Genomic DNA, 26,414 nt, shown 5'->3' on the forward strand with positions numbered 1-26,414 from the left:
GCGGCTCAGCGCGCGCTGTCGCGGGCTGGGGCCCGGGGCGTCGGCACGCGGCGATCCGGCTCGGCTTCCAGGTCGATCACGGCCGGTGCCGCATCCGGCTGGGGCGGCGAGGGCAGGTCGGCCGGCGTGATGGCCGACAGGCGCCGCAGCACCTGGTTGACGATGTCGGTCTGCATGGCGCGCTGCAGCGCCGCCGACTCGTCCTGCTTGGCCAGCGCGTCCTTCTCGTTGTAGGTCAGGTCGTTGGACATCGAGATGTCGCTGGGGGGCACGAGCACGGTGCCGTCACCCCGTCGCACCTGAAAGCGCAGCTTGATGCGCGCGGTCATGCCGCGCACCTGGCCATAGCGGGTGGTCGAGCTGACCACCATGTCGCGCGTGTCGCTCAGGGCCTCGAACACGAGGTGGCTGGTCGGCACGCTGGTGCTGGACGCCTGCCGGGTCGCTTCGAGCGAGCTGCCCACCACCCGCACGCCGGTGTTCTCGAGTGCGCGGGCCAGTTCGGTCGCCAGCTGCGAGGTCGGCGCGAAGCCGGTGAGCTGGATGGTCTGGAAGGCCATGCCGTACTGGCCGCGCATGCGGAAGCCGCAACCCGAGAGGGCGAGACCAGCCAGGCTCAGGCTCAGGGTGTGAGCCAGCCAGCGGCGACGGTCTGCGTGCGGCAGCGCCTGTCGGGCTGGGCGGTCGAAGGGGGCGGCTGGCGCCGCAGCCGTATCGCGTTTCATCAGACCACCACGTTGACCAGGCGGCCCGGCACCACGATGACCTTCTTCGCCGGCTTGCCTTCGGCAAACTTGGCGAAGTCTTCGCTGGCCAGGGCGGCCGCCTCGATGGTGGCCTTGTCGGCCTGCGGGCTGACCTTGATGGAGCCGCGCAGCTTGCCGTTGACCTGCAGCATCAGCTCGATCTCGTCCTGCACCAGGGCGGCGGCGTCGACCTTGGGCCAGGGCGTGTCCAGCAGGTCGCCCAGTTGTGCGGCGTAGCCCAGCTCGCTCCAGAGCGCGTGCGCCAGGTGCGGTGTGGCCGGGTACAGCACGCGCACCAGGATGCCGAGGCCCTCGATCAGCGCGATCTGGCCGTCGGCGGTGTCGCCGCCCTTGAAGCCTTCCAGCGCGTTGAGCATCTTCATCGCACCGGAGACCACGGTGTTGTACTGCATGCGCTGGTAGTCGTAGTCCACCTGCTTGAGCACGGTGTGGATCTCCAGGCGCAGGGCCTTGGCGTCCTTGCCGAAGGCCACGTCGGCCATCCGGTTGGCGCCGTCGGCCACGGGCAGGGCGCTGGCGAAGTCGAGGTTGCGCAGCTTCACGCCGAAGTTCCACACGCGGCGCAGGAAGCGGTAGCTGCCTTCCACGGCGGCGTCGTTCCACTCCAGCGTCAGCTCGGGCGGCGCGGTGAACATGGTGTACAGGCGGGCGGTGTCGGCGCCGTACTTCTCGATCAGCTGCTGCGGGTCGATGCCGTTGTTCTTCGACTTCGACATCGTGCCCACGCCTTCGTAGTCGATGGCGGTGCCGACCGGCAGCTTGCCGTCGGCGCTGTCGACTTCGTTGATGAGCTTGGCACCCACCACCTTGCCGGCGTCGTCGAACACGTGCTCGACGTCATGGGGCCAGAAGTACTCCTTGCCGCCCTTGGCGGTGCGGCGCGAGTAGATGTGGTTGAGCACCATGCCCTGCGTGAGCAGCTTCTTGAAGGGCTCGTCCACCTTGATCAGGCCGAGGTCGCGCATGACCTTGGTCCAGAAGCGCGCGTACAGCAGGTGCAGGATGGCGTGCTCGATGCCGCCGATGTACTGGTCCATGCCGCCATCGGCCATCCAGTAGTCGGTGCGGGCATCGACCATGGCGCCGTGGTTGTCGGCACAGGTGTAGCGCAGGAAGTACCAGCTCGAGTCCACGAAGGTGTCCATCGTGTCGGTTTCGCGCTGGGCGGGCTTGCCGCACTTCGGGCAGCCCACGTTCAGGAAGTCGGGGCGCGACTTCAGCGGGTTGCCGCTGCCATCGGGCACCACGTCTTCGGGCAGGCGCACGGGCAGGTCCTTTTCGGGCACCGGCACCGGGCCGCAGTCGGCGCAGTGGATGATGGGGATTGGGGTGCCCCAGTAGCGCTGGCGGCTGATGCCCCAGTCGCGCAGGCGCCAGGTGGTCTTCTTCTCGCCCACGCCCTTCGCGATCAGGATCTCGGCGACCTTGTTGACGGCCTCTTTGTGGGTCAGGCCATTCAGCTCACCCGAGTTGACGCACACGCCCTTGAGCTTGTCGCCGTACCACTCTTGCCAGGCTTCGGTCGAGAAGGTCTCGCCGTCCACGGCGATGACCTGCTGGATCGCAATGCCGTACTTCTTGGCAAAGGCGAAGTCGCGCTCGTCGTGCGCGGGCACGCCCATCACGGCGCCGTCGCCATAGGACATCAGCACGTAGTTGCCGACCCAGACCTCGACCTGCTGGCCGGTGATCGGGTGGGTGACGAACAGGCCGGTGGGCACGCCCTTCTTCTCTTGCGTGGCCAGCTCGGCCTCGGTGGTGCCACCGGTCTTGCACTCGTCGATGAATGCCTGCACTTCGGGCTTGCTTGCGGCGGCGTGCAGGGCCAGCGGGTGCTCGGCTGCCACGGCGCAGAAGGTCACGCCCATGATGGTGTCGGCGCGCGTGGTGAAGACCCACAGCTGACCGTTGTTGATCAGGGCGCCGTCAGTGCCTTTGATGTCATGCGCAAACGCAAAGCGCACGCCTTCGCTCTTGCCGATCCAGTTTTCCTGCATCAGGCGCACGCGCTCGGGCCAGCCGGCGAGGTAGTTCTTTTCCTCGGGGTTGGCCACCGCGCTCAGGAGCTCGTCGGCGTACTTCGTGATGTTCAGGTAATAGCCGGGGATCTCGCGCTTTTCCACCAGCGCGCCCGAACGCCAGCCGCGGCCGTCGATCACCTGCTCGTTGGCCAGCACGGTCTGGTCGACCGGGTCCCAGTTGACGGTCTGGGTGCGGCGTTCGCAGATGCCGGCTTCCAGCATCTTGATGAACAGCCACTGGTTCCACTTGTAGTACTCGGGCTGGCAGGTGGCGATCTCGCGCGACCAGTCGATCGCCAGCCCCATCGCCTTCATCTGCTTCTTCATGTAGGCGATGTTGTCGTACGTCCAGGCGGCGGGCGGCACCTTGTTCTTGAGCGCGGCGTTCTCGGCCGGCAGACCGAAGGCGTCCCAGCCCATGGGCATCAGCACGTTGTGACCGTTCATGCGCAGGTAGCGCGTGAGCATGTCGTTGATCGTGTAGTTGCGCACGTGGCCCATGTGCAGCTTGCCCGAGGGGTAGGGCAGCATCGAGCAGGCGTAGAAGGCCTTCTTCGACGTGTCTTCGGTCACCCGGTAGGCGTCGTGACCGTTCCACAGCGGCTGAGCCCAGTGCTGTTGGGCACGCGCTTCGATGGCACGCGGGTCGTAGGTCTGGGTTTCGTTGGTGCTCATGGGGGGCGGAACGACGGGAATCTGGGGCGGTGGGCCACCGCGAAGCGGGAGCGGGCCGGGCACGGCAGCGGGGCCAGCCCGAACGGAAGCGAACCCTGGATTATAGGAAGGCGGTTTGGTCCGGGCGGGCCGGTTTGTGGTGGTTTCCGGCGCGGTGCCGGACCGCCATAATGCCGCGGCCCGGTGTCACCCGTTGGATGTCCGTTTCACCATGACCCAAGCCGCCCCCGTTCGCCATTTCACGCGCACCTTTCTGTCCGGCATGCTGGCGGCCCTGCCCATGCTGGCCACGGTGCTGATCTTCACCTGGCTGGCGCAGTGGCTCTACGGGTGGCTGGGGCCGCAGAGCCTGATCGGCGGGGTGTTTGTCCAGTTGGGCCTGGGCCTCTCCGAATCCCGGTGGGTGGGATACGCCCTGGGCGTGCTCATCATCGCGGGGGCCATCTATGCCCTGGGTCTGCTGGTCGAGGCACAGCTGCAGGCCGGCCTGGCCCGTGTGGTCAACCTGGTGCTCGGGCGCATTCCGCTGGTGCGCAACGTCTACGATCTCGTCCACCGGTTCGTCGACATCCTCGGGCAGCGCGACGAGGATGGGCTCAAGTCCATGAGTGCCGTCTGGGTCACCTTCGGCGGGCCGGGTGGCGTCAAGGTGCTGGGCTTGCTGTCCACGCCCGAGCCGGTGACGCTCGACGGTCTGCCCTATGTGGCGGTGATCGTGCCCACGGCCCCGGTGCCGGTGGGGGGCGGCCTGCTCTATGTGCCGCAGGCTTGCGTCGTGCCGGCGGACGTCGGCATGGAGGCGGTCACCAGCATCTACGTGTCGATGGGGGTGACGTCGGGACAGCACCTCGGGCGCAGCCAGACGGTGGGTTGAGCCGCCATCTGGCCCTACGCCCTGACGACCGCCCGGAGCGACGGGCGGCGGCTGCGGGTCAGGCCAGCCCTTCGGCCTTCAAGGTGCGCTGCACCGCCGGGCGTGCGCCCACACGGGCCTGGAAGGCCTGCAGCTGGGGCCAGGGCGTGAGGTCGAGCTTGATGACCCGGGCCCAGCTCAGCACCACGAACAGGTAGATGTCGGCCACGCTGTAGCCTTCGGGCAGCAGGTATTCGCGGCCGGCCAGCTCGGTGTTGACGTAACCCAGGCGTTGTTTCAGGTTGGCCTGGGCGGCGGCCTTCATGTCGGGCGTCGAGTCGGGCTTGAAGAAGGGCGTGAAGCTCTTGTGGAGCTCGGTGCCGATGAAGGTCAGCCAGCGCTGCAGCTGGTAGCGCGCCAGGGTGCCGTTGGCGGGGGCCAGCTGCCGGTCGGGCACCTGGTCGGCCAGGAACTGGATGATGGCCGGCCCTTCGGTCAGCAGCACGCCGTTGTCCAGCTCCAGGGCCGGCACGTAGCCCTTGGGGTTGACCGCGCTGTAATCGGCGCCGGTGGCCGTGATCTTGGTGCGCAGGTCGACCTGCTCGGTGTTGTATGCCGGGCCGGACTCTTCCAGCACGATGTGGGGCGACAGCGAACAGACGCCGGGGGAGAAGTACAGTTTCAAGGACGGCCCCTCAGGGGAAGAAAGCAGCCGGGATTGTGTGCCGGGCGCGCTATCCCCGTGGGTACGTCAGGCCTTTGCGCGGTAGGGCGCCGCCTGCCGCTGTTGCCGCTCGATGCGGCGCACATAGCCCCGCACCAGCCGGGCAAACAGCGCGGGCTGCTGCAGCGGCAGCCAGTGGCCGGCGTCCACCTCGACCCGGTGCAACTGCGGCACCCAGCGTGCCAGGTGGGCCGGGTCGCTCAAGGCCGGGCCGACAAAGCGGTCGCGCAGCGGCACGATGACCTGCACCGGGGCGTGCGCGTGGCGGTCGCCCGGCCCCAGCAGCCGGGGCAGCATGTTGGCGCGGTACAGCCGCATGCCGCGCACGCCGTCGGCGGTCTGCCCGGGGCGCGGCTCGGCCGGCGTGCGTTCCAGCCACTTCAGCCAGCGCGCCCAGTGCGGCCCCAGCACGGTGTGCCACATCACCGTGGGCAGCAGGGGCAGGTGGAAGAAGCCGATGTACCACGAGCGCAGTCCCTGCATCAGGTACTGGCCCAGGTTGTGTGGGGTGGGGCGGCGGAGCCGGTCGCGCATCCAGTGGCCGGCATGATCGAGACAAGGGCCGGAACAGCTGGTGTACGAGGCGATGCGGCCGCGCAGGGTGGGATCGGTCACGGCCTCCCAGCCCTGGATCGAGCCCCAGTCGTGGGCCACGAGGTGGACCGGCCGGTCGGGACTGAGGGCGTCGATCACCGCGCGCAGATCGGCCACCAGCCGGGGCAGCTGGTAGTCGGCCGTGCGCGCCGGCACGAACGAGGCGCCGGCACCGCGCACGTCGTAGGCCACGACCTGCCACTGATCGGCCAGCAGCGGCGCGATCCGGGCCCAGATGCCGCTGTGGTCCGGGTAGCCGTGGATGAAGACGATGGTGCTGCGACCGGGTGAACCCCATTGCTGCACGGCCAGCGGGCCGTCGGGACCGTCGACCAGGCGGGCGCGGGGGATGAGGGTGGCGGACATGGACGTGACCTCGCAGGGCGGGGGCTGCAGGGACGCAGCAGAGGGAGCTTCATCTTAGAAAGGCTCCTTGCCGGTGTGAGGTCGTGCGGACGACGTCCGGGGTGCTTGGACGACGTCTGGCGTCTTCCGCTCAGGGGCCGGCCTGCTGGGCCGACGCCGGCAGGCCGAACACGTGGTCGAACACCCAGTTGAAGCAGAAGGTGTAGACGAGGAAGAGCGCCACCAGGCCCAGGTCGGCCAGGAGGGCGGCCCACCAGCCCATGTCCAGCGCCCAGGCGATCAGCGGCAGCGTCATCAGCACCAGCCCGCCCTCGAAGCCGATGGCGTGCAGCGCGCGCCGCCTCGGGGTCCGGCGCCGGTCGACCTGCCGGCGCTCCCAGGCTTCGAACAGGGTGTTGTAGACCAGGTTCCAGCTCACGGCGATCACCGAGCACGCGATGGCGAACGGGCCGGTGTCACCCAGGCCTTTGCCGGCGATCGGTTGCATGATCACGGCCAGCATGGCGATGGCCACGGCTTCGTACAGGGTGGCGTGCACCACTTTGCGTTTGATGCCCTGCATGGGTCGTCTCCAGCGGGCGTCAGGACGCGATGGTCAGGGCCACGTCCCAGTCCTGGAGCAATTGCGCGAAGGGCGGAGGCGGCAGGGCCTCGGTGAACACACGCCGCATGTGCCGCAGGTGGCCCACGCGTGCCAGCGCCGTCTGGCTGAACTTGCTGACGTCGGCCACCAGCCAGGCCGCGCGCGATTGCGCGAGCATCACTTGGCTGACGGGCAGTTCGCGCTGGTCGCGGTCGCGCAGGCTGCCATCCGGGTCGATGCCCAGCGTGGTCTGGATGGCGATGTCCACCTTGAACTGCTTGAGGAAGTCGACGGTGCTGTCGCCTTCGAGCGCGCTGTCGCGGTGGCGCAGTGTGCCGCCGGCCACGTGCACCTTGCAGTCGCTGTGCTCATTGAGCAACTGGGCCACGTGCAGGTTGTGGGTGACCACCGTCAGCCCCGGCTTGTGGAGCAGCTCGCGGGCCACGGCCTCGACCGTGGTGCCCACGCCGAGCATCAGGGTGGCGCCGTCCGGGATGGCCCCCGCGACGGAGCGCGCGATGCGGGCCTTGGCATCGGCCTGCATGGCCTGGCGTTCTTTCCAGGCCCCGATGCGCGCGGGTTCCCGTGGCAGGCTCACGCCGCCATGAAAACGCTGCAGCAGGCCCGCATCCGCGAGCCGCTGCACATCGCGGCGCACCGTTTGCATCGTCACGTCCAGCCGCTGTGCCAGACGCTCCACCGACACCGCACCGCGCGCCCGCACCTCTTCCAGCAGAGAAAGCTGCCGGGGATTGGGGCTCCATGGTGTCTGCGGGCGGGTGGTCGGTTCCTCCGTGTGATGTGTTGTGTTTTCCGCGTTCATCTTTCCGAGGGTATCCGAAAAGATCCGAACACAAAAGAAGACAAACGCGCGTTCCAGGGGCTTGAGGCTGTCGTTCAATGGCAGGGTCGCCGCTGCCTGTCCGCCCATCATGTCGATGCTGTCTTCGCCCGCCGTGCTGCCCGATGAAACCGTGGACCACCATGCCGACGTGCTCGTGGTGGGCGGCGGGCTGCACGGCTGTGCCATTGCACGCGACCTGGCGGGGCGCGGCTGGCGGGTGCTGCTGTGTGAACAGGACGACCTGGCTGCCCACGCGTCGGGGGCCACCGGCAAGCTGGTGCATGGGGGCCTGCGTGAACTGGCGCGGCTGGACCTGGGCGGGGTGAAGCGGGCGCTGCTGGAGCGCCACCGGCTGTTGCATGCCGCCCCGCATCTGCTGTCGCCAGTCCGGCTGGTGATGCCGCACGACGACGGCATGCGCACGGCGTCCCTGATCCGCCTGGGCCTGTGGTGGCACGACCAGCTTGCCGCCGACAGCGGCCTGGCGCCCAGCGAGGCCGTGGGGCTGCGCCGATCCCGGCTGGGCGCGCTGCTGCAGCCTGGGTGGTCCCGCGCGTTCGTCTACACCGAGGTGATGGCCGACGACACGCGGCTGGCCGTGCTGTGCGCCCGCGATGCTGCCGAACAGGGGGCGCTGGTGCTGACCCGCACCCGCTGCGAGCAGGCTGTGCCGCGAGAAGGGGGCTGGCGGGCCACGCTGGCCCGACGCGATCCTGCCGCGGGGCAGGTGGTGCGGCGTCTGCAGGTGCAGGCGCGGGTCGTCGTGAACGCGGCGGGAGCCTGGGCGCCGGGTGTGCTCGGCGACGTGCTGGGCCTTGCGCCTGCCGCCGGCGCGCTGCAGAACGGCGAGCCTGCGGGCTGGAGCTGGCAGCGGAGCACCCACATGGTCGTGCCCCGTTGCAGCGACCCGGACCATGGCTGCGTCTTCCATACGCGGTCGGGGCGCTTCGTCTTCGCGCTGCCCTATGAGCGGCATTTCACCCTCATCGGAGCCGTCGAGCACGCTCACCAAGGCGCCCTGGATGTGGCGGCGTCTGCGCAGGACATCGGCTTGCTCTGCGAGGAGGTGGGGCGTTACCTGATCCGCCCGCCCCGCCCCGAGGACGTGGTGTGGGCTTATGCGGGCCTGCGCGGATCGCCGCAGCGTTCACGCCGTGGCGAAGAGGGTGCCCTGGGCCGTCATCTGCTGCAGGCTCAGGTGCGCCCTGCACCCGTGCTCACGGTCTGGGGGGGCACGCTGTCGTCGTTCCGGTTGCTGGCGGAGCAGGCGGCTGACCAGGTCGGCGACCTGCTGGGTGAGCGGCGACTGGCCTGGACGGCCGAGGCCGCGCTGCCCGGGGGACTGCTGGGCGAGCTGCTGGACAAGCGGGTGTCGCCCGAACTGGACATGCTGGCGTTCCAGTCACGCCTGCGCCAGCGCCATCCCTGGCTGGACCTGCCCTTGCTGCGCCGCTGGACGCGGGCCTATGGCAGCCGGGTGCTGCGCCTGCTGGACGGGGTGCGGGGCCGAGGCGACCTGGGCGCCGAGGTGCTGCCCGATCTGTTCGAGGCCGAGCTCTACCACCTGCGCCGCCAGGAATGGGCGATGACGGCCGAGGACGTGCTGTGGTGGCGCAGCAAGCTGGGCCTGCATGCCACGCCCGCGCAGCGCGAGGCCCTGGCAGACTGGTTCGCGCGCCAGCATTGCGGCACCGGGCAGGCCGACATGGTCTGGCTGCACGGCGCGACCGGCACGGCGGGCTGAGCCGCGGCGTGCCGGCATGGGGTCAGTCTTCGCCGCGGGGCATCAGGCAGTGGCCGCGGGCCTGGGCCACGGGTCGCTGCGGGTCATCCTGCCAGATGTTGACCTGGACCAGGGCCACGCGGTTGCCCTGCCGCACGGTTGTGCCCTGCACGAAGGTGTCGACCGGCTTGGCCGAGCGCAGGTAGGCGATGGCGAAGTCGACCCCGCGCGGCACGCCCTGCAGGCCCGGGTTGGTGGCCACCAGGTGCAGGATCATCCCCGTTTCACCGAAGCCGGCCAGCACGCCGCCGTGCAGTGCCGGCAGGATGGGGTTGCCGATCAGATCGGGCTTGAAGGGCAGTCGGAACACCGGGCCTGCGTCCACCTGTGGCTGCTGGTGCACGTTCAGGAAGTCCACATAGGGCGAGCGGCCCGGCGGGATGGCCAGGGTCTCCGGCAGATCGGCCGGGGTGCTCTGGAAGACCTGGCTGGGTTCGATGCTCACCGGTGCGCTGAGCGAGGCCGCGGCCTGGTCGGGGCTCATGGGCGCCGCGGCGGTGGGTGCCGAGCCGGCTCGTTCCTGGCGCCGGGTGTTGGCCGTGGCGCGCATGAAGGTCGCGTTCACCATGGCCACCGGTTCGGCCCGGCCCGGCTGGAACAGCTCGCCGCGGACGAAGGCCACGCTGCGCGACACACGGTGGCACTCGGCGCGGCAGACGATCTCCTGGTTGGCCAGCGCGGGGCGCAGGTAGTCCATGCGCAGGTCCAGCGTGGCAAAGGGCTCGATCTCGGTCAGCGCGGTGCCGACGGCCACGCCGCACGCGGTGTCTGCCAGCACGCTGAGCACACCCGGGTGAATCAGGCCGCGTTCGGTGTCGCCGGTCCAGGTGTCGCGTGCCGGCAGACCGAGGCCGGCCCGGCCTTCGCCGACTTCGGTGACGTACATGCCGGAGGCCCGGGCATAGGGGATGCCCTTGATGAACGCCTCCACCCATTGCAGGCGACCATTGTTCGAAAAGATGTCCATGGGCCGAGATTGTCCACAGCCTGCATGCCCACTTCTCGCGCCGGCTTGTAAAAGGTAATCCGGCTTTCCGACCCGGTAAGCGCCGTGTGTGCCCGGCTGGCGTATCCGGTCAGCGCCGCGGCTGCAGGTCGATCGCCAGCCCCGTGTCCGTCACGCGCAGCCCGCTCACCTCGTAGCCCATGCGGTCGGCGGTGCGCAGGTCCTCGGGCTTGAACTGGTGGATCACCTGATCCTCCAGGCGGTCCTCCGCCAACCAGGCGCCCAGCCGGGTCAGCTGGTGGCGGGCCGCGGCGGGCAGGCCGGACAGCTGGATGTCTTCCACGCGCACCTGGCTCAGCCGCACGCTCAGGTCCTGCGGCTCGTAGCGCAGCCCGAAGCTCATGGCCACCTTGCCCGTGTAGGCCTGGCCCATCAGCAGGTCACGCGCCTGCAGCGGCACCGCGGCCAGCACGCGGTTGTCCTGGGGTTGCAGTGTCAGCTCGGGCAGGCCGGCCTGCACGTCCAGCAGGTTGAGCAGGCGCCGTGTGGTCGGGAAGCGCTTGCCCAGCTTGCTCAGCAGCTCTTCTCGTGTGATGACGACCGTACGCGGCCCGAACAGGCGGGCGCAGGCCCCCAGCGCCAGGGTGGCGGGCAGCACGGTGGCCAGGCGCAGCAGGTGACGACGGGGCGGGGTGGGGGCGTGGTGCATGGGCGGTCAGACGGTGGACGAGGTGACGACAGGGGCCATGCCGGGGCGCAGGCAGGCGCCGTGCCGGCCGACCCAGTCCTGCAGGCTCAGCACCTCCAGGCCGGTGCGCTTGCGCGCGCGCGAGGCCAGCTTCAGCAGCGCTGCGTCCTTGGTGAACAGCCAGGTGGCGCCCACATGCAGGGCCAGGTCGATGAAGACCTGGTCATCCGGGTCCTTGCAGCGCAGCGGGCCGCGCGGCGGCTCGGCCACCATCTCGGCGTGTGCGAACACCGTGGTGGTCCAGGCCGGGTCGGGCTGCCAGCGGGCAAAGGCGCTGCGCGGCCACACGTGATGCCACTCGGTTTCCATCGCGGGGGTGGCGAGCCAGCGCAGCGTGCCGGCGGCCAGCGCCGCGGCCACGGGCAGGGCGGCCGGGTCCTTGAACACCCGCCAGTCGAGCAGGGCGTTGGTGTCGAGGATGGCGATCGGGGCGCCGTTCATCGTGTGATCCGGCTGAGGCCCGGGCGGGCGCTTGCGCTGCGGTTCATGCCGCGCTCGCGATGACGCCGCCGCCCAGGCACACATCGCCCTGGTACAGCACGGCCGATTGCCCCGGCGTGACCGCCCATTGCGCCTCGGGGAAACGCAGCGCGATCCGGCTGGTGCTGGCGTCCGTGACCTCGCACGGTGCGTCGGCCTGGCGGTAGCGCGTCTTGGCGCCCACGCCGGCCTCGCCGACTTGCGGCCCGCGGCCGTCGACCCAGCTCAGGTCGTCGGCCACCAGCGTGTGCTGCTGCAGCCACGGGTGGTCATGGCCTTGCACCACGTACAGCGTGTTCTTTTCAAGGTCCTTGCGCGCCACGAACCAGGGCTCGTGCTCGCCGCCGCCCCGCGGGGCGCCCTTGTCCTTCACGCCCCCGATGCCGATGCCCTTGCGCTGCCCCAGCGTGTAGAAGCTCAGGCCCACGTGCTCGCCCAGCTTGCGGCCGCGGTCGTCCTGGATGGGCCCGGGCGTGTTGCTCAGATAGCGGTTGAGGAACTCGCGGAACGGCCGCTCACCGATGAAGCAGATGCCGGTCGAGTCCTTCTTCTTGGCGTTGGGCAGCCCGATCTCGGCCGCGATGCGGCGCACCTCGGTCTTGGGCAGCTCGCCCACGGGGAACATCGTCTTGCTCAGCTGCGCCTGGTTCAGCCGGTGCAGGAAGTAACTCTGGTCCTTCAGCGGGTCCAGCCCCTTGAGCAGTTCATAGCGCAGGCCCTGCTGGTGCGCGAACGCGGCATCCGGCACGGCCCGCACCCGCGCGTAGTGGCCGGTGGCGATCTTCTCGGCGCCCAGCCGCATCGCGTGGTCCAGAAAGGCCTTGAACTTGATCTCGGCGTTGCACAGCACATCCGGGTTGGGCGTGCGCCCGGCCTGGTACTCGCGCAGGAACTCGGCGAACACGCGGTCCTTGTAGTCGGCCGCGAAGTTCACGTGCTCGATCTCGATGCCGATCACGTCGGCCACCGAGGCGGCATCCAGGAAGTCCTGGCGCGACGAGCAGTATTCGCTGTCGTCGTCGTCTTCCCAGTTCTTCATGAAGATGCCGATGACCTCGTGGCCCTGCTGCTTCAACAGCCAGGCGGTGACAGCGGAATCGACCCCGCCGCTGAGGCCGACGACCACGCGTTGCTTGGAACTCATGCAATGACCAATGGCAACAGCCGCCTCGCGGGCGGCTGATTCAGGAAAAGAACGGCGAGGCCAGCCGGGCCCGGCGTCAGACCTCGCGGTGGTGGGCCGGCGCGCGGAACACGCTGTCGTGCACCGTCAGGATCTCGAGAGGATACCGCTGACCGGCCAGGTACGCTTCGATGCACTCGAGCACCAGCGGGCTGCGGTGGCGTTCGGGGCAGGCCCGGATCTCGTCGGCCGTCATCCACACGGTGCGCACGATGCCGTCGTCCAGTTCCAGCAGCGGATCGGCTTCCGAGACCGAACCGAAGAAGGCCAGGCGCAGGTAGGTGATGTCCTCGCCGGTGCGGGTGCGCCGGAAGCGGGACATGTACATGCCCAGGAAGCCCTCTGGCGTGAAGCGGCGGCCGGTTTCTTCCAGGGCCTCGCGCACGCAGGCATCAATCGGGGATTCGCCCGGGTCGAGGTGACCTGCCGGGTTGTTCAGCAGCAGCCCGTCGGAGGTGTCTTCCTCGACCAGCAGGAAGCGACCCTCGTGCTCGATCACGGCCGCCACGGTGACGTTGGGCTTCCACCGCACCTTCGGCGCGTGGACCGGCTCGGACAGCGGCGCCGCCGCCAGGATGTCTGCGGTGTTCATGGAGGCAGAATTATCCGTCAAGCCCGTGTCAAACGTGTGGCAAACCGCCTGATGTCCCACCGAATGAGCGGGAGGTTTGACGCGCATCACACCCTGTAACTGACAACAGTCGTCCCCAGAATGAGGGTGTTCCCGGCCCAAAATCGAACGACCGTGCGGCGCCGGGGCGCCCAGGGACGTCTGGGCGCCACAAACCTTGTGTATGCTGACACGTTTGGTAAAGACCAGTGAAGCCGTCCGTGCCCGCGGGCGGTCTGACCAGTAGGAGACTCGAATGCTGATTGGCGTGCCCCTGGAAACGCTCGCGGGTGAGACCCGCGTGGCGGTGACCCCCGAGACCGTCAAGAAACTGAAGGCCCAGGGTCACACCCTGAAGGTGCAATCGGGCGCCGGCGTGGCCGCCAGCGTGACCGACGAGGCCTATGTGGCCGCCGGAGCCGAGATCACCGACGCCGCCGGCGCGCTGGGTGCCGACATGGTGCTCAAGGTGCGCAGCCCCTCGGCCGAAGAGCGCGCGCTGATGAAGCCGGGCGCCGTGCTGGTCGGCATGCTCAACCCGTTCGACAAGGACGGCCTGCAGGCCCTGACCGACGCGAAGCTGACCGCCTTTGCGCTGGAAGCCGCGCCGCGCACCACCCGTGCGCAGAGCATGGACGTGCTGTCCTCGCAGGCCAACATCGCCGGCTACAAGGCCGTGATGATCGCCGCCGACAAGTACCAGCGCCTGTTCCCGATGCTGATGACCGCCGCCGGCACCATCAAGGCCGCCCGCGTCGTCATCCTGGGCGTGGGCGTGGCTGGTCTGCAGGCCATCGCCACGGCCAAGCGCCTGGGCGCGGTCATCGAAGCCTCGGACGTGCGCCCCTCGGTGAAGGAGCAGGTCGAGTCGCTGGGTGCCAAGTTCATCGACGTGCCGTACGAAACGGCCGAAGAGAAGGAAGCCGCCGAAGGTGTCGGCGGTTACGCCCGCCCGATGCCGCAATCGTGGCTGGACCGCCAGAAGGCCGAAGTGGCCAAGCGCGTGGCCCAGGCCGACGTCGTCATCACCACCGCCCTGATCCCCGGCCGCGCCGCCCCCGTGCTGGTGACCGAAGAGATGGTCAAGTCCATGAAGCCGGGTTCGGTCATCGTCGACCTGGCCGCACCGGCCGGCGGCAACTGCCCGCTGACCGAAGCGGGCAAGACGGTGGTCAAGCACGGCGTCACGCTGGTGGGCGAGACCAACCTGCCCGCGCTGGTGGCCGCCGACTCGTCGTCGCTGTACGCGCGCAACGTGCTCGATTTCCTCAAGCTCGTCTTCAACAAGGAAGGCCAGTTCCACGTCGACCTCGAAGACGACATCGTCAAGGCATGCCTGATGTGCCGCGACGGTCAGCTGCTGCGCGCTTGAGCAGTTCCCGACAAGCGCATTTCCCGAGAGATTGAAGACCATGCAACGCGTCATGCTGCGTGCCAAGCTGCACCGAGCCACCGTCACCGAAGCCATCCTGGATTACGAAGGGTCGTGCGGCATCGATGAAGACCTGATGGACGCCGCCGACATGAAGGAGTTCGAGTACATCGAGCTCTACAACGTCAACAACGGCGAGCGCTTTTCCACTTACATCATCAAGGCGCCGCGTGGCTCGGGCACGATCTCGCTGAATGGCGCGGCGGCCCGCAAGGCCACCGTGGGCGACCTGCTCATCATCTGCACCTACGCCCCGATGAACGAGGGCGAGGTGGCGAGCTACAAGCCCAAGGTCGTGCTGCTGGACGCCGGCAACAAGATCAAGGAAATCCGCAAGTTCGACTGATCGGCGCGCCCCGATTTCTTCAACTTCCCCCTGCCCAGGAGACAACGCGATGGAAGCCATTTCCCACGTCGTCATCAACCTGACCATTTTCGTGTTGGCCATCTATGTGGGCTATCACGTGGTCTGGAACGTGACCCCCGCCCTGCACACGCCGCTGATGGCCGTGACCAACGCCGTGTCGGCCATCGTCATCGTGGGCGCCATGCTGGCCGCTGCGCTGACGGTGACCACGCTGGGCAAGGTCATGGGTGTGCTGGCCGTCGCGCTGGCGGCGGTCAACGTGTTCGGGGGCTTCCTCGTCACCCGCCGCATGCTCGAGATGTTCAAGAAGAAAGACAAGAAGGCAGGAGGCAAGTAAATGGGCATGAACCTGATCGCCCTGCTGTACCTGGTCGCCTCGGTGTTCTTCATCCAGGCGCTCAAAGGCCTGAGCCATCCCACCACCTCGATCCGCGGCAACGTGTTCGGCATGACCGGCATGACGATCGCCGTGCTGACCACGATCGGCCTGATCCACGGTCAGGCTCAGGCACTGAGCCTGAACTTCGGTGAAGGCATCGGCTACGTGCTGGCCGGCCTGGTGATCGGCGGCGGCGCCGGCGCCATCATGGCCAAGCGCGTCGAGATGACCAAGATGCCCGAGCTGGTCGCGTTCATGCACAGCATGATCGGCCTGGCCGCCGTGTTCATTGCCGTGGCCGTGGTGGCCGAGCCCTACGCCTTCCAGATCGCTGCCAAGCCCATTGGCGATGCGCTGGCCGAGATTCCGGTGGGCAACCGTCTGGAGCTGGCGCTGGGTGCCGCCATCGGCGCCATCACCTTCTCGGGCTCGGTGATCGCGTTCGGCAAGCTGAGCGGCAAGTACAAGTTCCGCCTGTTCCAGGGTGCGCCGGTCATCTTCAAGGGCCAGCACATGCTGAACCTGGTGCTGGGCCTGGTGGCGCTGGCGCTGATCGGCGGCTTCATGGCCACGCAGCGCATGGACCTGTTCGTTGCGCTGATCGTGCTGAGCTTCATCCTGGGCGTGCTCATCATCATCCCGATCGGCGGCGCCGACATGCCGGTGGTGGTGTCCATGCTCAACAGCTACTCGGGCTGGGCGGCCGCCGGCATCGGCTTCTCGCTGAACAACCCGATGCTGATCATTGCCGGTTCGCTGGTGGGCTCGTCGGGCGCGATCCTGAGCTACATCATGTGCAAGGCCATGAACCGCTCGTTCTTCAACGTGATCCTGGGCGGCTTTGGTGGCGACGCCGGCGCGGCCGCCGCGGGGGGCGCGCAGCAGCAGCGCAGCGTCAAGAGCGGCTCGGCCGACGACGCCGCCTTCGTGCTGGGCAATGCCGAGACCGTGGTGATCGTGCCGGGTTACGGCCTGGCCGTGGCCCGCGCGCAGCACGCCGTGAAGGAACTGGCCGCCAAGCTGACGGAAAAGGGCATCAGCGTGAAGTACGCCATCCACCCGGTGGCGGGCCGGATGCCCGGTCACATGAACGTGCTGCTGGCCGAGGCCGAAGTGCCGTACGACCAGGTCTTCGAGATGGAAGACATCAACGGCGAGTTCGGTCAGGCCGACGTGGCCATCATCCTGGGCGCCAACGACGTGGTGAACCCGGCGGCGCACGTCAAGGGCAGCCCGATCTACGGCATGCCCATTCTGGAGGCCTACAAGGCCAAGACTATCATCGTCAACAAGCGTTCGATGGCCTCCGGCTACGCCGGACTGGACAACGAGCTGTTCTACATGGACAAGACCATGATGGTGTTCGGCGACGCCAAGAAGGTGGTCGAGGACATGGTCAAGGCCGTGGAGTGACCCTGGGTACGGGGGCGCCTGCCGGTGCCCCGTGCCGACGCCGGAACCGGGCCCTGTGCCCGGTTTTTTCATGAGGGCGTGGCAGGGTGCGCAGCGCGAGGCCCGCTGCGGTCGTGTCGCGGGTTCTTCCTGAGCCGGCCGCGCCCGGCCTTGTGGGATGCTTTGCCGCTCAAGAAGTACGCATCCCTCAGGAGAACCACTTCGGTGGCACGTTTTACGAAGACGGCGCTAGGCCGTGCAGAGATCACGGCGCGCAAGCTCGCGCTGGATCGCCCCACCCGCAACCTGTTGCTCATCATCGACCCCAGCCGCGAGGGGGCCGCCTGGCTCCAGCTCGTCAATGGGGTGGAGGCGGGCGCGCTCGAGGCCTTGCTGGCTGCCGGCCTGATCGAGCCGGCGCCCGATCAGGCCTCACTGGAGCGCCCGGGAGGGCGGCCGGATCGTGCGCTGCGCGCCGAGCGCCCGGAACGCCCCGAGCCCGCCGCGCGTGCCGGTGCCGCCCTGGCCGCCGAGGCGGACGCCCCGGTCTCGGTGGCCCCGCCGGCCGGCACGACCCACCTCGATGACGCGGCGCTGTACGAGCGCCTTCAGGGGGTGATCAAGAGCCAGTTCGGGCTGGTCCAGGGCTATCGCCTGGTGTTGCAGATCGAGCGGGACTCGGAAGGGCCGGCCTTGCGTGCCGCGGCGCGCCGTGTCATCGACATGGTGCGCGAGCAGCGCGGCGAGGAGGCCGCGGCCTCGGTGGCCTGGACGCTGGGCATGGACGCCTGATGCCTGCCCAGCGTCCGGCCCCGTTCAGGGCGCCGGCTGGGATGCGGCCGCGGTGATGGCGGCGGGTGCGACCAATGGGGCCGGTGACGGCGCAGGTGCTGCCGGGCCGGGGGCGGGGCAGCCCTGACCCTGGCGCAGGCCCTTGAGGTAGGCGCGCCGCATGGCGCCGGCCGTGATGGCGGCGCTCACCTTGCGGCTGTGGCGCTCGGCACCGGACAGCTTGCGCAGCCAGCTGCGAAACGGCACGAAGCCCTCCACCGTCCGGCGCACGGCCGACACCGAGGCGTCTTCGGCCATGTCGACGCCGCGCTCCAGCAGCGCCGGATCGCTGCCGTCACGGGGTGCGTCGACGTCCGGGCCCAGTGCATCGTCGAGGGCATGCACCATGTCGTTCAGGTGGACGCAGGTCACGTCCGTCGGCAGGGCGTAGGGGCCAGCGACGGCCTCCTGCAGCGCCGCCGGAATCTCGGTGCGGACCAGGTTCAGGTCACCCAGGGGCGTCATGGCGGCATGGCCCATGCGGGTGGTGACGTCGGCGTCCTTGGCCCGCTTGCTGTTGGTGTCCGGGCCGCGCGGCGCGGCGCAGCCGCTCAGCAGGAGGGCGGCGCAGGCCAGGACGAGAAGACGGCGGGGAGCAGGCATGTCGGTCGGTGTGAGGGGATGGCCGATCATGCCGCGACGCGGTCGGTTCAGGGAGGTGACTCACCCGAGGGAGGGTGGCGTGCGCGTGATCCGTGCCACGCCAGGGCGACGTGGCTGCGACAATCGGGCCCGGCGGGCTGCCAGAGGCGGCCTTCCTGTTTGCCTCATGCCCGATTTCAACGCGTTCGACATCCCCGATCCCACTGTGCCCGCCGCCGACTCTCCGAGTGACGAGGCGCCGCCTCGCGCCCGGCCCGCACGCCGCGCGCCTCGCCAGTCCAGGGCGCGCCGGCTCACGGAGCAGGTGTTGAACGCGACCGCCGAGGTGCTGGTGCGGCGCGGCCATGCGGGGCTGAGCACCAACAGCGTGGCGGCGCAGGCCGGCGTCAGCGTCGGGGCCCTCTACCAGTATTTCCCTGACAAGGCGGCGCTGCTGGCGGCGGTGCGTGAGCGCCACGCCCGCGCCATGGGGCAGGCGCTGCTTGCAGCCTGGGCCGATGCGGCCCCGACGCGGCTGGACACCGCCGTCCAGGCGCTGGTGCGGGGCCTGTTCGCAGCACACGCACTGGAGCCGACCTTGCATGACCGGCTCGAGCAGGACGGGCCTCTGGTGGTCACGCTGCCATCGCACCCGGACGGGGTGGTGTGTCGGGTGCCGTGCGAGGCCAGCGCGCTGATGGCGCCCGGCGCGGTGTGGGCGTTCTGGCGGCAGCGGCTGCAGCGCCATGAGGCCCAGTTCGGGGTGGCGGAGCCGGCTCTGGCGGTCTGGGTGGCCTTGCAGATGGCCGATGGGCTGGCCCATGCGGCTTGGGTCGGCGCCAGCCGGGCGCCCTTGCCGTTCGCGGTCGATGCGCTGGAGCAGGCCGCCGTGCAGGCGGTCTGTGCCTACCTGGCGGGTCCTTCCGGGCACGGCCGCTGAGCCCGCGCCGGTGGGCGCGGGACCGGCGATCCGCCGGCGTCAGGCGGCCAGGCGGCTGGAGCGGCCTGCTTGCTGCCCTGCGGCGCTGGGCTTGCGGAAGGCCATCACGCCGTCCTCGAGCTGGCCATTGCGCAGCTGGTCCATGTCGAGCGCGTAGTTCTGATAGAGCTTCCATGGGGCGCGGTCGGCACCCTTGGGCAGGTGGGCCTCTGCGCGCGCCACGTAGCCCGAGGTCATGTCCAGCAGCGGGGCCGGCCTGACGTTGGGGTCCTTGCGCTCGGGCACGGCGATGCGGGTGCCCGTCTTGTCCATGTGCTTGAGCAGGCGGCAGACGTACTCGGCGATCAGGTCGGCCTTCAGCGTCCACGAGGCGTTGGTGTAGCCCAGCGTGTTCGAGAAGTTGGGGATGTCGCTGAACATCAGGCCCTTGTACGAGATGTGCTGGTTCATTTCGATGTCGCGGCCGTCGACGCTGATGTTCATGCCGCCGAACAGGCGCAGGTTCAGGCCGGTGGCGGTGACGATGATGTCGGCCTCGAGCACCTGGCCCGACTTCAGCAGGATGCCGTTCTCGACGAAGCGGTCGATGTGGTCGGTCACCACCGAGGCCTTGCCCTTGCGCAGCGCCTTGAACAGGTCGCCATTGGGGACGGCGCACAGACGCTGGTCCCACGGGTTGTAGGGCGGCGTGAAGTGCTTCATGTCGAAGTTCGGGCCGACCTGGGCCTTGACCTGCTTGAGCAGCAGCTTGCGCATGAAGTTCGGGTACCGGCGCGAGAGCTTGAAGATGCTCTGGGTGATGAAGTTGTTGCGGGCCCGGCTGATGTTGTAGACCGTCATGGCGGGCAGGAACTTCAGCAGAAAGCGCACCATCGGGTCGAACTGCGGCACCGAGATCACGTAGCTGGGCGTGCGCTGCAGCATGGTCACGTGGCCGGCCTTGTCCGTCATCGACGGAATCAGCGTGATGGCGGTGGCACCCGAGCCGATGACGACGACGCGCTTGCCGCTGTAGTCCAGCTTTTCAGGCCAGAACTGCGGGTGGATGATCTGGCCCTTGAAGGTCTCGCGGCCCTTGAACTCGGGCGTGAAGCCCTCTTCATAGTTGTAGTAGCCCGAGCACATCATGAGCCAGTGGCAGCGCATCTGCACGGTCTCGCCCGAGGTCTTCTGAACGTCCAGCGTCCAGGTGGCGGTTTCGCTGGACCAGCTGGCCTTGACCACCTTGCTGCCGAAGCGGATGTGGCGGTCGATCTGGTTCTCGCGGGCGGTCTCGGCGATGTAGTTGCGGATGCGGTGCCCGTCGGCAATCACCTGCTTTTCGGTCCAGGGCTTGAAGTTGTAGCCCAGGGTGTACATGTCCGAGTCGGAGCGGATGCCGGGGTAGCGGAACAGATCCCAGGTGCCGCCGAGCGTGTCGCGTCCTTCGAGGATGGCGTAGGTCTTGTCGGGGCAGTGGTTTTGCAGGTGTCGGGCTGCACCGATGCCGGAAAGGCCGGCGCCGACGATCAGGACGTCAAAGTGTTCGGACATGCGGGGCTCCTGCGACACGGAGTCGGTGAGGGGAGGGCCGCTGCACGGCGGCCACCGCATGAACGAAAAGAGGGTGCGGGCCGGCTCGACAGCTGCCCCCGTTGGACGAGGACTTCGAGCCGGACTCTATATTTGAAACGACACGTTGTCAAAATGGGTGACCCGGGGGCAGGGATCATCACGCGACGCCACCGCCCTGCCTGCGGGGGCGGGTTTCACCTCAGGCCCATGAACATCTTCCAGCGCTTCTCGTTCTGGCGCTTGGCCTCGAACAGGGCCTGGTCGGCCTGGGCCAGCAGGGTGCGCACGCTCTCGATGTCGTCGTCGTAGGCGGCCATGCCGACCGAGATGCCCACGCCCACCGTGTCACCCGAGCTCAGGGTGATCGGGCTGGCCACGGCGCGCACGATGCGCCGCGCGAGCACCTGGGCATCGTCGCGACCGCCATGGCGCATCACCACGCCGAACTCGTCGATGCCGAAGCGGGCGACCACGTCGCCGGTGCGCACCTGGGCCTGGATGCGTTCGGCCACGGCCCGCAGCACGTCGACCCCGGCGGCATGGCCGAAGCCGTCGTTGATCTCCTTGAAGCCGTCCAGGTCCATCACGAGCACGGTGAAGGGTTCGCCGCGGCGCATCGCGTGGGCCAGTTCCACGTTCAGGGCCTGGTCGAAGTGGGCGCGGTTGGCCAGTCCCGTGAGCGGATCGGTGATGGCCTGTCGCGCCAGGGTGCGGCGCTGCGCGTGGGCGTCGATGGCGTGCCAGGCGAGCCGCGCGACGTCGGCGAGGGCCTGACGCTGGCCTGCATCCAGCTGGCGGGCCTCCGGGCTGGCCACGGAGACCACGCCCAGCGCATGTCCGGCCTCGTCATGGATGACGGCGCCGGCGTAGAAGCGCCACTCGGGGCAGGCCGTGCGAACCGGGTGCATCTGAAAACGGCTGTCGTCGCTCAGGTCGGGCACGCACAGCAGACCGCCCAGGGCTTGCGCGGTTTCTTCGGCCAGGCAGACCGACGCCGGCAGCTGGGCTGGCAGGGCGCCGACGCGGGCCTTGAACCACAGCCGGTCGCGGTCGAGCAGGCCGATGCCGGCCACGGGGGCGTCGCAGGCCTGCGCGGCCAGGCGGGCCAGGGCATCGAAGTCCGGTGACGGGGGCGTGTCCAGGATGGCTTGGTCGTGCAAGGCCTCCAGGCGTTCGGCTTCGGCCGGGCTCAGGGCGGTGTCAAGGGCAACGGTGGGCATGGCAGTCAGGCAGTCGGTGTCTGTCCGGCTTATCGGCCATGCGGCGCCGGAACTCAAGTGGAAGCCACGCGGTCAGCGGGGCTGGCCCCTGCCGGGGCGTCCGGCGCCCACCGCGCCGGATCAAGGCGGTAGAAGCGCTGCAACTGTGCGTACAGCGCCGGGTCGTCCTCGGCAAGCCGCGCGGGCTGTTCGAAGAAGGCCTCGCTGGCAACGGCGAAGAACTCGCACGGGTCTGTCGCGCCGTACGGATCGAGCAGCGTGACGGTGTCGTCGCCCTGGTCGGCCGCCTCGACGAGGCGCCGGTAGGCTGCGCCCAGCACGGCTGCCCAGGCGTGTGGCGGCGTGTCCAGTTCCAGGTCGGTGCTCAGGCCGTGGGCGTCGTCGAGCTGGTGGGCGAACTCGTGGATGACCACGTTGTAGCCGTCGTCCGGCACGGCCGCGCTGTCCAGAATGTCGGCCCAGGACAGCACGACCTGGCCTTCGTGCCAGGACTCGCCGGCGCGGGCTTCCTCGCCGTCGAAGACCACGCCATCGCGGTCTTGGTGGCGCACCCGGACGAGGAAGGCGTCGGGGTAGAGCAGGATCTGGCGCACCCGGTCGTAATCGGTCTCGTCGCGGCCGAGGATGGGCAGGCAGGCCAGGGCCGCCACGGTGACGCGCATCTCTTCGGTGACCTCCAGGCCACGGCAGCCGATGAAGGCCTTGTCGGCCAGGAAGACGCGCATGCGGGCATGCAGGTCGGCCTGCAGGGCGGCAGGCAGCCGGGCGACGAGGGGGACGCGGCGCTGCAGCACACGCAGCCAGAACGGCGGCATGGGTTGAGCACGCAGGTGGCGGCGCTGCCGGGCGACCCACAGCGGGCGGCCGATCAGCACGATGAGCACCAGGGCGGTGAGGGCAAACAGCAGCAGGGGCATGGCTTGTTCGGGATGCTACCTGACGCCTCTTCACCCCGCGATCGGGGGGTGTCCGGCTGCATCCGGGGGCGCAGGGGCCGCGTAGCGACAACACCGTGCCCCCACCGAGCCGAAAGCCCGCCATGCGCCCTGTCCTCATGTCCGAATCCTCCTTCGGTGCTGCCGTGTCAGGCGCCGATGACTTCGATTACGAGGCCGCGCTGGAGGCCTGCGCCCGGGGTGAGCGCTTCGCCCTGCAATCCATTTACGAGCGGGAGTGCCGCTGGCTGCTGGCGGTGGCCATGCGCATCGTGCGGGACCGCGATCTGGCGCACGACGTGCTGCAGGAGGCGTTCCTGCAGATCTGGCAGCGGGCGGGGAGCTTCCAGCGAACGCTGGGTTCGGGCCGGGGCTGGATCTACACCGTGGTCCGGCATCGCGCGCTCGATGAGGTGCGCCGGCTGCGGACGGCCCCCGTGTCATCCGAGCCGGCCGACTTCGCCGACACCGTGCTGGAGGAGTCGGACGAAGGTCCGTTGGATGACCTGGCGCTGGACCGTTGTCTGGCTCAGCTGGATGCCACGCGTCGTCAGTGCGTGGTGGATGCCTATGTCGAAGGCTACACGCACGAGCAGATCGCCCGGCGCGTGGGGCGGCCGGTCGGCACGGTCAAATCGTGGATCCGGCGCAGCCTGGTGGCGCTGCGGGCCTGTCTGGCATGAAGGGGCGGACGATGAACGAGCAGGTGGAACGCATTGCCGATGCCGGTGAGTACGTGCTGGGCACCCTGAGTGCGCCGGAGCGAGAGGCTTTCGAGCAGCGGCTGTCGGCCGACCGGGCGCTGCAGGCGGAGGTCTATGGCTGGCAGGATCGATTGCTGGGCTTGCATGCCCATGTGCTGCCGATGGGGGTGCGCAGCGAGGTGTGGCCGCGCATCCTGCAACGGGTGGAGCGGACGGTGCCGGCTGCGGCGGGCGCACGGGCGGCCAACGACCCGAACTGGCGTTCGCTGCGCTTCTGGCGGTGGGCCGCGGGCTGCGGCGTGGCGGCGTCGCTGGTGCTGGGCAGCCTGTTGGGGCTGCAGCTTGTGCAGGAGCAAGAGGCCGCCGGGCCGCGCTACCTGGTCGTGCTCCAGGCGCCGGGTGAGCGCGAGGCAGGCTGGGTGGTGGAGGCCGTCGCCGGCGGGCGGGTGCGGCTGGTGCCCGTCGGCCGGACCCCGGCGCTGCCGCCCGGCAAGACGCTGCAGTTCTGGACCAAGCCGGAAGGTGCGGCCCGCCCGACCTCGCTCGGGCTGGTGTCCGCCGGGCAGGCGGTGGAGTGGCCGGCTGCGCAGTTGCCCGGGCTGGGAGCGCGCCAGCTGTTCGAGCTGACGCTGGAACCCGAAGGCGGTTCGCCGGTGGGGCGGCCGACCGGCCCCATCCTGTTTGTGGGACGGGCGCTGACCTTGTAGTGGCTCAGGCGCCCAGCTGGCGCCAAAGCCACCAGCCGAACGCCGCTGCGCCTGCCAACCACACCAGGATGAACAGCGCGGCCATGGCGGCCACGCGCGGCAGCCGATCGGTGAGGGCGTCCGCGCGGGCTCGGGCATCGGCCAGTACCGTCTCGGGCAACAGGCGCACGATCAGCCAGATGCCCAGCGGCACGAGGATCACGTCGTCCAGGTAACCCAGCACCGGAATGAAATCGGGGATCAGGTCGATCGGGCTGAGGGCGTAGGCGGTGACGGCCAGGGCCAGCAGCCGCACGCTCTTGGGGGTGCGCGGGTCACGGGCTGCGAACCACACCACCGCGACATCGCGCTTCATGCGGCGGGCCCAGGTGCGCAGGCGAGCGAACAGGCTCATGGCGGTTCAACTTCCGATGGGGGCGCCATGGGCGCGTGGGGATGTGGGCCGCATCCAGCTGCGCACCTGGGCGGCCATGCCGTCGGCCAGCGCGGCCGACGGGACGCACACGGTGCCCTGGGTGGCCTCGCGCAGCAGGGCCGCCTCGTCTTCGCTGGCGCCATGCAACAGGACCTGGATGGTCGGGTTCAGCTGGCGGGCGATGTCGACCATGCGGCGTGCGCGCAGCGTGTCGTCGCCTGTCACGAGCAGCACCGATGCACGGGCGATGTGCGCCTGGATCAACACGGCGGGGTCGGTCGGGTCGCCGGCCACCGCGGGCACCCCGTCACGCCGCAGTTGATCGACCACGGCCCGGTTGCCGTCCGCGACGACGAAGGGGACCTGATCGGCATGCAGCAGGGCCGCAATCCGCTGGCCGATCTCACCGTGGTCGACCAGCACGACGTGGCCCGTGAGGCGGGCTGCATCGACGGTGGTGGGCAACTCGGCCAGCGGGTCGTCGCGGGCACCCAGGCGGCGGGCCAGGGCCGAGCGCTCGCCCAGCCATTCCCGCAGCGGCTCCAGCACCGCGAACAGCGCGGTGTTGAGCGCGATCGACAGCAAGGCCGCGCCCAGGATCAGGTCCTGCCCTTCCTTGGGCAGCAGTTGCAGCGACATGCCCAGGCCCGCCAGGATGAACGAGAACTCGCCGATCTGTGCCAGCCCCATGCCGACCGTCAGGGCCGTGCTGAGCGGGTAGCGCAGCAGCAGCACGAGGGCGACGGCTGCAAAGGTCTTGCCCACGACGATGATGCCGACGGTGAGCGCCAGCTTGCCCGGTGAGGTCCACAGCACCGCCGGATCGAACAGCATGCCGACCGAGACGAAGAAGAGCGCGGTGAAGGCGTCGCGCAACGGAAGGGACTCGTCGGCGGCGCGGTGGCTGTAGGCCGACTCACGCATCATCATGCCGGCGAAGAAGGCGCCCAGCGCGAAGGACACGTCGAACAGACGCGCTGCACCGTAGGCGACCCCCACCGCGCTGGCGACCACGCACAGCGTGAACAGCTCGCGCGAGCCCGTGCGTGCCACCCACCACAGCATGCGCGGGAACACCCGCCGGCCTACCACCAGCATGAGCGCGATGAAGCCGACCACTTTGGCCAGCGTCAGGGCAATGGTCGAGCCGAGGTCGGGCGGGGCGGCCGCGGAAGCGCTGTCGGCCGTCGCCGCCAGCATGGGTGCGAACGCTGGCAGCAGCACGAGCACCAGCACCATGACGAGGTCTTCGACGATGAGCCAGCCGATCGCGATGCGCCCGTTGACGGTTTCGTCGAGCCCCCGGGTTTCCAGCGCCTTGAGCAACACCACGGTGCTGGCCACCGACAGGCACAGGCCGAAGACCAGCCCGGCGCCCACGGACCAGTCCCAGGCGTGGGCCGCCGCAAAGCCCAGCGCCACCGCGACGGCGATCTGCACGATGGCCCCCGGCACGGCCACCTTGCGCACGGCCAGCAGCTCGGCCACCGAGAAGTGCAGGCCGACACCGAACATCAGCAGCATCACGCCGATCTCGGCCAGCTGGCTGGCCAGGTGCACGTCGGCCACGAAGCCGGGTGTGGCCGGGCCGATGGCCACGCCGGCCAGCAGGTAACCGACCAGGGGCGGCACTTTCAGGCGCGAGGCGACAAAGCCCATTGCCAGGGCCAGGGCGAAGCCGGCGGCCAGCGTCGAGATCAGCGAGACGTCATGGAGCATGCGGTCCTTTCCTGTGCGTTTCCCGGTCCGTCGGGGCAGCGCCCCGGCTCATTCTAGGAA

At 69.2% G+C, this 26,414-nt stretch carries 26 protein-coding genes and 1 pseudogene; 10 read left to right on the forward strand and 17 right to left on the reverse strand.

Annotation, left to right across the window (positions count from 1 at the left end; genetic code table 11):
• Positions 1-5: 5 nt before the first annotated feature.
• Positions 6-725 (reverse strand): LPS assembly lipoprotein LptE, encoded by a 720-nt coding sequence (gene lptE, locus QZ709_RS19770; protein ID WP_294639256.1) that lies wholly within the window; start codon positions 723-725, stop codon positions 6-8.
• Entirely contained in the window at positions 725-3,463 is a 2,739-nt protein-coding gene (gene leuS / locus QZ709_RS19775) for a leucine--tRNA ligase (protein ID WP_294639257.1), read from the reverse strand. Before leuS ends, lptE begins: the two co-directional genes overlap by 1 nt.
• A gap of 211 nt (positions 3,464-3,674) precedes the next feature.
• Here leuS and QZ709_RS19780 point away from each other — a divergent pair, with 211 nt between their 5' ends.
• Positions 3,675-4,337, forward strand: coding sequence for a DUF502 domain-containing protein (locus tag QZ709_RS19780; RefSeq protein ID WP_294639258.1), 663 nt, complete (start codon positions 3,675-3,677; stop codon positions 4,335-4,337).
• Positions 4,338-4,395: 58 nt separating this feature from the next.
• Here the strand turns inward: QZ709_RS19780 and gstA are convergent, their stop codons facing one another.
• The 4 genes and pseudogenes from gstA to QZ709_RS19800 all read right to left on the reverse strand — a co-directional run bounded on the left by gstA (position 4,396) and on the right by QZ709_RS19800 (position 7,406).
• Positions 4,396-5,001, reverse strand: a complete 606-nt coding sequence (gstA, locus tag QZ709_RS19785; protein ID WP_294639259.1) for a glutathione transferase GstA — start codon at positions 4,999-5,001, stop codon at positions 4,396-4,398.
• 135 nt (positions 5,002-5,136) lie between these two features.
• A pseudogene (locus QZ709_RS19790) lies at positions 5,137-5,946 on the reverse strand (alpha/beta fold hydrolase); the annotation flags it as partial.
• 184 nt (positions 5,947-6,130) lie between these two features.
• Entirely contained in the window at positions 6,131-6,562 is a 432-nt protein-coding gene (locus tag QZ709_RS19795) for a PACE efflux transporter (RefSeq protein WP_294639261.1), read from the reverse strand.
• A 19-nt stretch (positions 6,563-6,581) separates the two neighbouring features.
• Positions 6,582-7,406: a DeoR/GlpR family DNA-binding transcription regulator gene (locus tag QZ709_RS19800; RefSeq protein WP_294639262.1), complete on the reverse strand. Its 825-nt coding sequence runs from the start codon at positions 7,404-7,406 to the stop codon at positions 6,582-6,584.
• 109 nt (positions 7,407-7,515) lie between these two features.
• Between QZ709_RS19800 and glpD the strand changes: the two genes are divergently transcribed.
• Positions 7,516-9,171: a glycerol-3-phosphate dehydrogenase gene (gene glpD, locus QZ709_RS19805; RefSeq protein WP_294639263.1), complete on the forward strand. Its 1,656-nt coding sequence runs from the start codon at positions 7,516-7,518 to the stop codon at positions 9,169-9,171.
• A 22-nt stretch (positions 9,172-9,193) separates the two neighbouring features.
• On the opposite strand, the gene QZ709_RS19810 is transcribed toward glpD, so the two are convergent.
• The 5 genes from QZ709_RS19810 to QZ709_RS19830 all read right to left on the reverse strand — a co-directional run bounded on the left by QZ709_RS19810 (position 9,194) and on the right by QZ709_RS19830 (position 13,159).
• Entirely contained in the window at positions 9,194-10,177 is a 984-nt protein-coding gene (locus QZ709_RS19810; protein WP_294639264.1) for a PaaI family thioesterase, read from the reverse strand.
• A 109-nt stretch (positions 10,178-10,286) separates the two neighbouring features.
• A complete protein-coding gene (locus QZ709_RS19815) occupies positions 10,287-10,865 on the reverse strand; it encodes a hypothetical protein (RefSeq protein WP_294639265.1) in 579 nt (192 codons plus the stop codon).
• Between the two features lie 6 nt (positions 10,866-10,871).
• Positions 10,872-11,345: a putative toxin-antitoxin system toxin component, PIN family gene (locus QZ709_RS19820; RefSeq protein ID WP_294639266.1), complete on the reverse strand. Its 474-nt coding sequence runs from the start codon at positions 11,343-11,345 to the stop codon at positions 10,872-10,874.
• A gap of 43 nt (positions 11,346-11,388) precedes the next feature.
• Complete coding sequence (gene mnmA, locus QZ709_RS19825; RefSeq protein WP_294639411.1) at positions 11,389-12,540, reverse strand: tRNA 2-thiouridine(34) synthase MnmA; 1,152 nt, start codon at positions 12,538-12,540, stop codon at positions 11,389-11,391.
• Between the two features lie 64 nt (positions 12,541-12,604).
• Entirely contained in the window at positions 12,605-13,159 is a 555-nt protein-coding gene (locus QZ709_RS19830) for an NUDIX hydrolase (RefSeq protein ID WP_294639267.1), read from the reverse strand.
• Between the two features lie 274 nt (positions 13,160-13,433).
• On the opposite strand from QZ709_RS19830, the gene QZ709_RS19835 reads away from it, so the two are divergent.
• The 5 genes from QZ709_RS19835 to QZ709_RS19855 all read left to right on the forward strand — a co-directional run bounded on the left by QZ709_RS19835 (position 13,434) and on the right by QZ709_RS19855 (position 17,539).
• Positions 13,434-14,549: a Re/Si-specific NAD(P)(+) transhydrogenase subunit alpha gene (locus tag QZ709_RS19835; protein ID WP_294639268.1), complete on the forward strand. Its 1,116-nt coding sequence runs from the start codon at positions 13,434-13,436 to the stop codon at positions 14,547-14,549.
• Positions 14,550-14,589: 40 nt separating this feature from the next.
• Positions 14,590-14,955, forward strand: coding sequence for an aspartate 1-decarboxylase (gene panD / locus QZ709_RS19840; RefSeq protein ID WP_294639269.1), 366 nt, complete (start codon positions 14,590-14,592; stop codon positions 14,953-14,955).
• Positions 14,956-15,004: 49 nt separating this feature from the next.
• The gene (locus QZ709_RS19845; RefSeq protein WP_109037992.1) at positions 15,005-15,313 is read left to right on the forward strand and encodes an NAD(P) transhydrogenase subunit alpha; all 309 of its coding nucleotides are present in this window, start codon (positions 15,005-15,007) and stop codon (positions 15,311-15,313) included.
• A complete protein-coding gene (locus QZ709_RS19850; protein WP_294639270.1) occupies positions 15,314-16,768 on the forward strand; it encodes an NAD(P)(+) transhydrogenase (Re/Si-specific) subunit beta in 1,455 nt (484 codons plus the stop codon).
• 204 nt (positions 16,769-16,972) lie between these two features.
• On the forward strand, positions 16,973-17,539 hold the full coding sequence (locus QZ709_RS19855) for a hypothetical protein (RefSeq protein WP_294639271.1): 567 nt from the start codon (positions 16,973-16,975) through the stop codon (positions 17,537-17,539).
• Between the two features lie 24 nt (positions 17,540-17,563).
• Here the strand turns inward: QZ709_RS19855 and QZ709_RS19860 are convergent, their stop codons facing one another.
• Positions 17,564-18,211: a hypothetical protein gene (locus QZ709_RS19860; RefSeq protein WP_294639272.1), complete on the reverse strand. Its 648-nt coding sequence runs from the start codon at positions 18,209-18,211 to the stop codon at positions 17,564-17,566.
• Positions 18,212-18,347: 136 nt separating this feature from the next.
• Between QZ709_RS19860 and QZ709_RS19865 the strand changes: the two genes are divergently transcribed.
• Positions 18,348-19,100, forward strand: coding sequence for a TetR/AcrR family transcriptional regulator (locus QZ709_RS19865; RefSeq protein ID WP_294639273.1), 753 nt, complete (start codon positions 18,348-18,350; stop codon positions 19,098-19,100).
• 39 nt (positions 19,101-19,139) lie between these two features.
• On the opposite strand, the gene QZ709_RS19870 is transcribed toward QZ709_RS19865, so the two are convergent.
• The 3 genes from QZ709_RS19870 to QZ709_RS19880 all read right to left on the reverse strand — a co-directional run bounded on the left by QZ709_RS19870 (position 19,140) and on the right by QZ709_RS19880 (position 22,791).
• Complete coding sequence (locus QZ709_RS19870; protein ID WP_294639274.1) at positions 19,140-20,633, reverse strand: NAD(P)/FAD-dependent oxidoreductase; 1,494 nt, start codon at positions 20,631-20,633, stop codon at positions 19,140-19,142.
• A gap of 215 nt (positions 20,634-20,848) precedes the next feature.
• Positions 20,849-21,874 (reverse strand): diguanylate cyclase, encoded by a 1,026-nt coding sequence (locus tag QZ709_RS19875; RefSeq protein ID WP_294639275.1) that lies wholly within the window; start codon positions 21,872-21,874, stop codon positions 20,849-20,851.
• A 53-nt stretch (positions 21,875-21,927) separates the two neighbouring features.
• The gene (locus QZ709_RS19880) at positions 21,928-22,791 is read right to left on the reverse strand and encodes a M90 family metallopeptidase (protein WP_294639276.1); all 864 of its coding nucleotides are present in this window, start codon (positions 22,789-22,791) and stop codon (positions 21,928-21,930) included.
• Between the two features lie 137 nt (positions 22,792-22,928).
• Here QZ709_RS19880 and QZ709_RS19885 point away from each other — a divergent pair, with 137 nt between their 5' ends.
• A complete protein-coding gene (locus QZ709_RS19885; RefSeq protein WP_294639277.1) occupies positions 22,929-23,492 on the forward strand; it encodes a sigma-70 family RNA polymerase sigma factor in 564 nt (187 codons plus the stop codon).
• 11 nt (positions 23,493-23,503) lie between these two features.
• Entirely contained in the window at positions 23,504-24,220 is a 717-nt protein-coding gene (locus tag QZ709_RS19890) for an anti-sigma factor (RefSeq protein ID WP_294639278.1), read from the forward strand.
• Between the two features lie 4 nt (positions 24,221-24,224).
• Here QZ709_RS19890 and QZ709_RS19895 read toward each other — a convergent pair whose 3' ends face one another.
• Positions 24,225-24,614, reverse strand: coding sequence for a YkvA family protein (locus tag QZ709_RS19895; RefSeq protein WP_294639279.1), 390 nt, complete (start codon positions 24,612-24,614; stop codon positions 24,225-24,227).
• Between the two features lie 6 nt (positions 24,615-24,620).
• Complete coding sequence (locus QZ709_RS19900; protein ID WP_294639280.1) at positions 24,621-26,354, reverse strand: cation:proton antiporter; 1,734 nt, start codon at positions 26,352-26,354, stop codon at positions 24,621-24,623.
• Positions 26,355-26,414: the final 60 nt, after the last annotated feature.

The organism is uncultured Aquabacterium sp. (assembly GCF_913773725.1).
In the GTDB taxonomy this organism is placed as follows: domain Bacteria; phylum Pseudomonadota; class Gammaproteobacteria; order Burkholderiales; family Burkholderiaceae_C; genus Aquabacterium.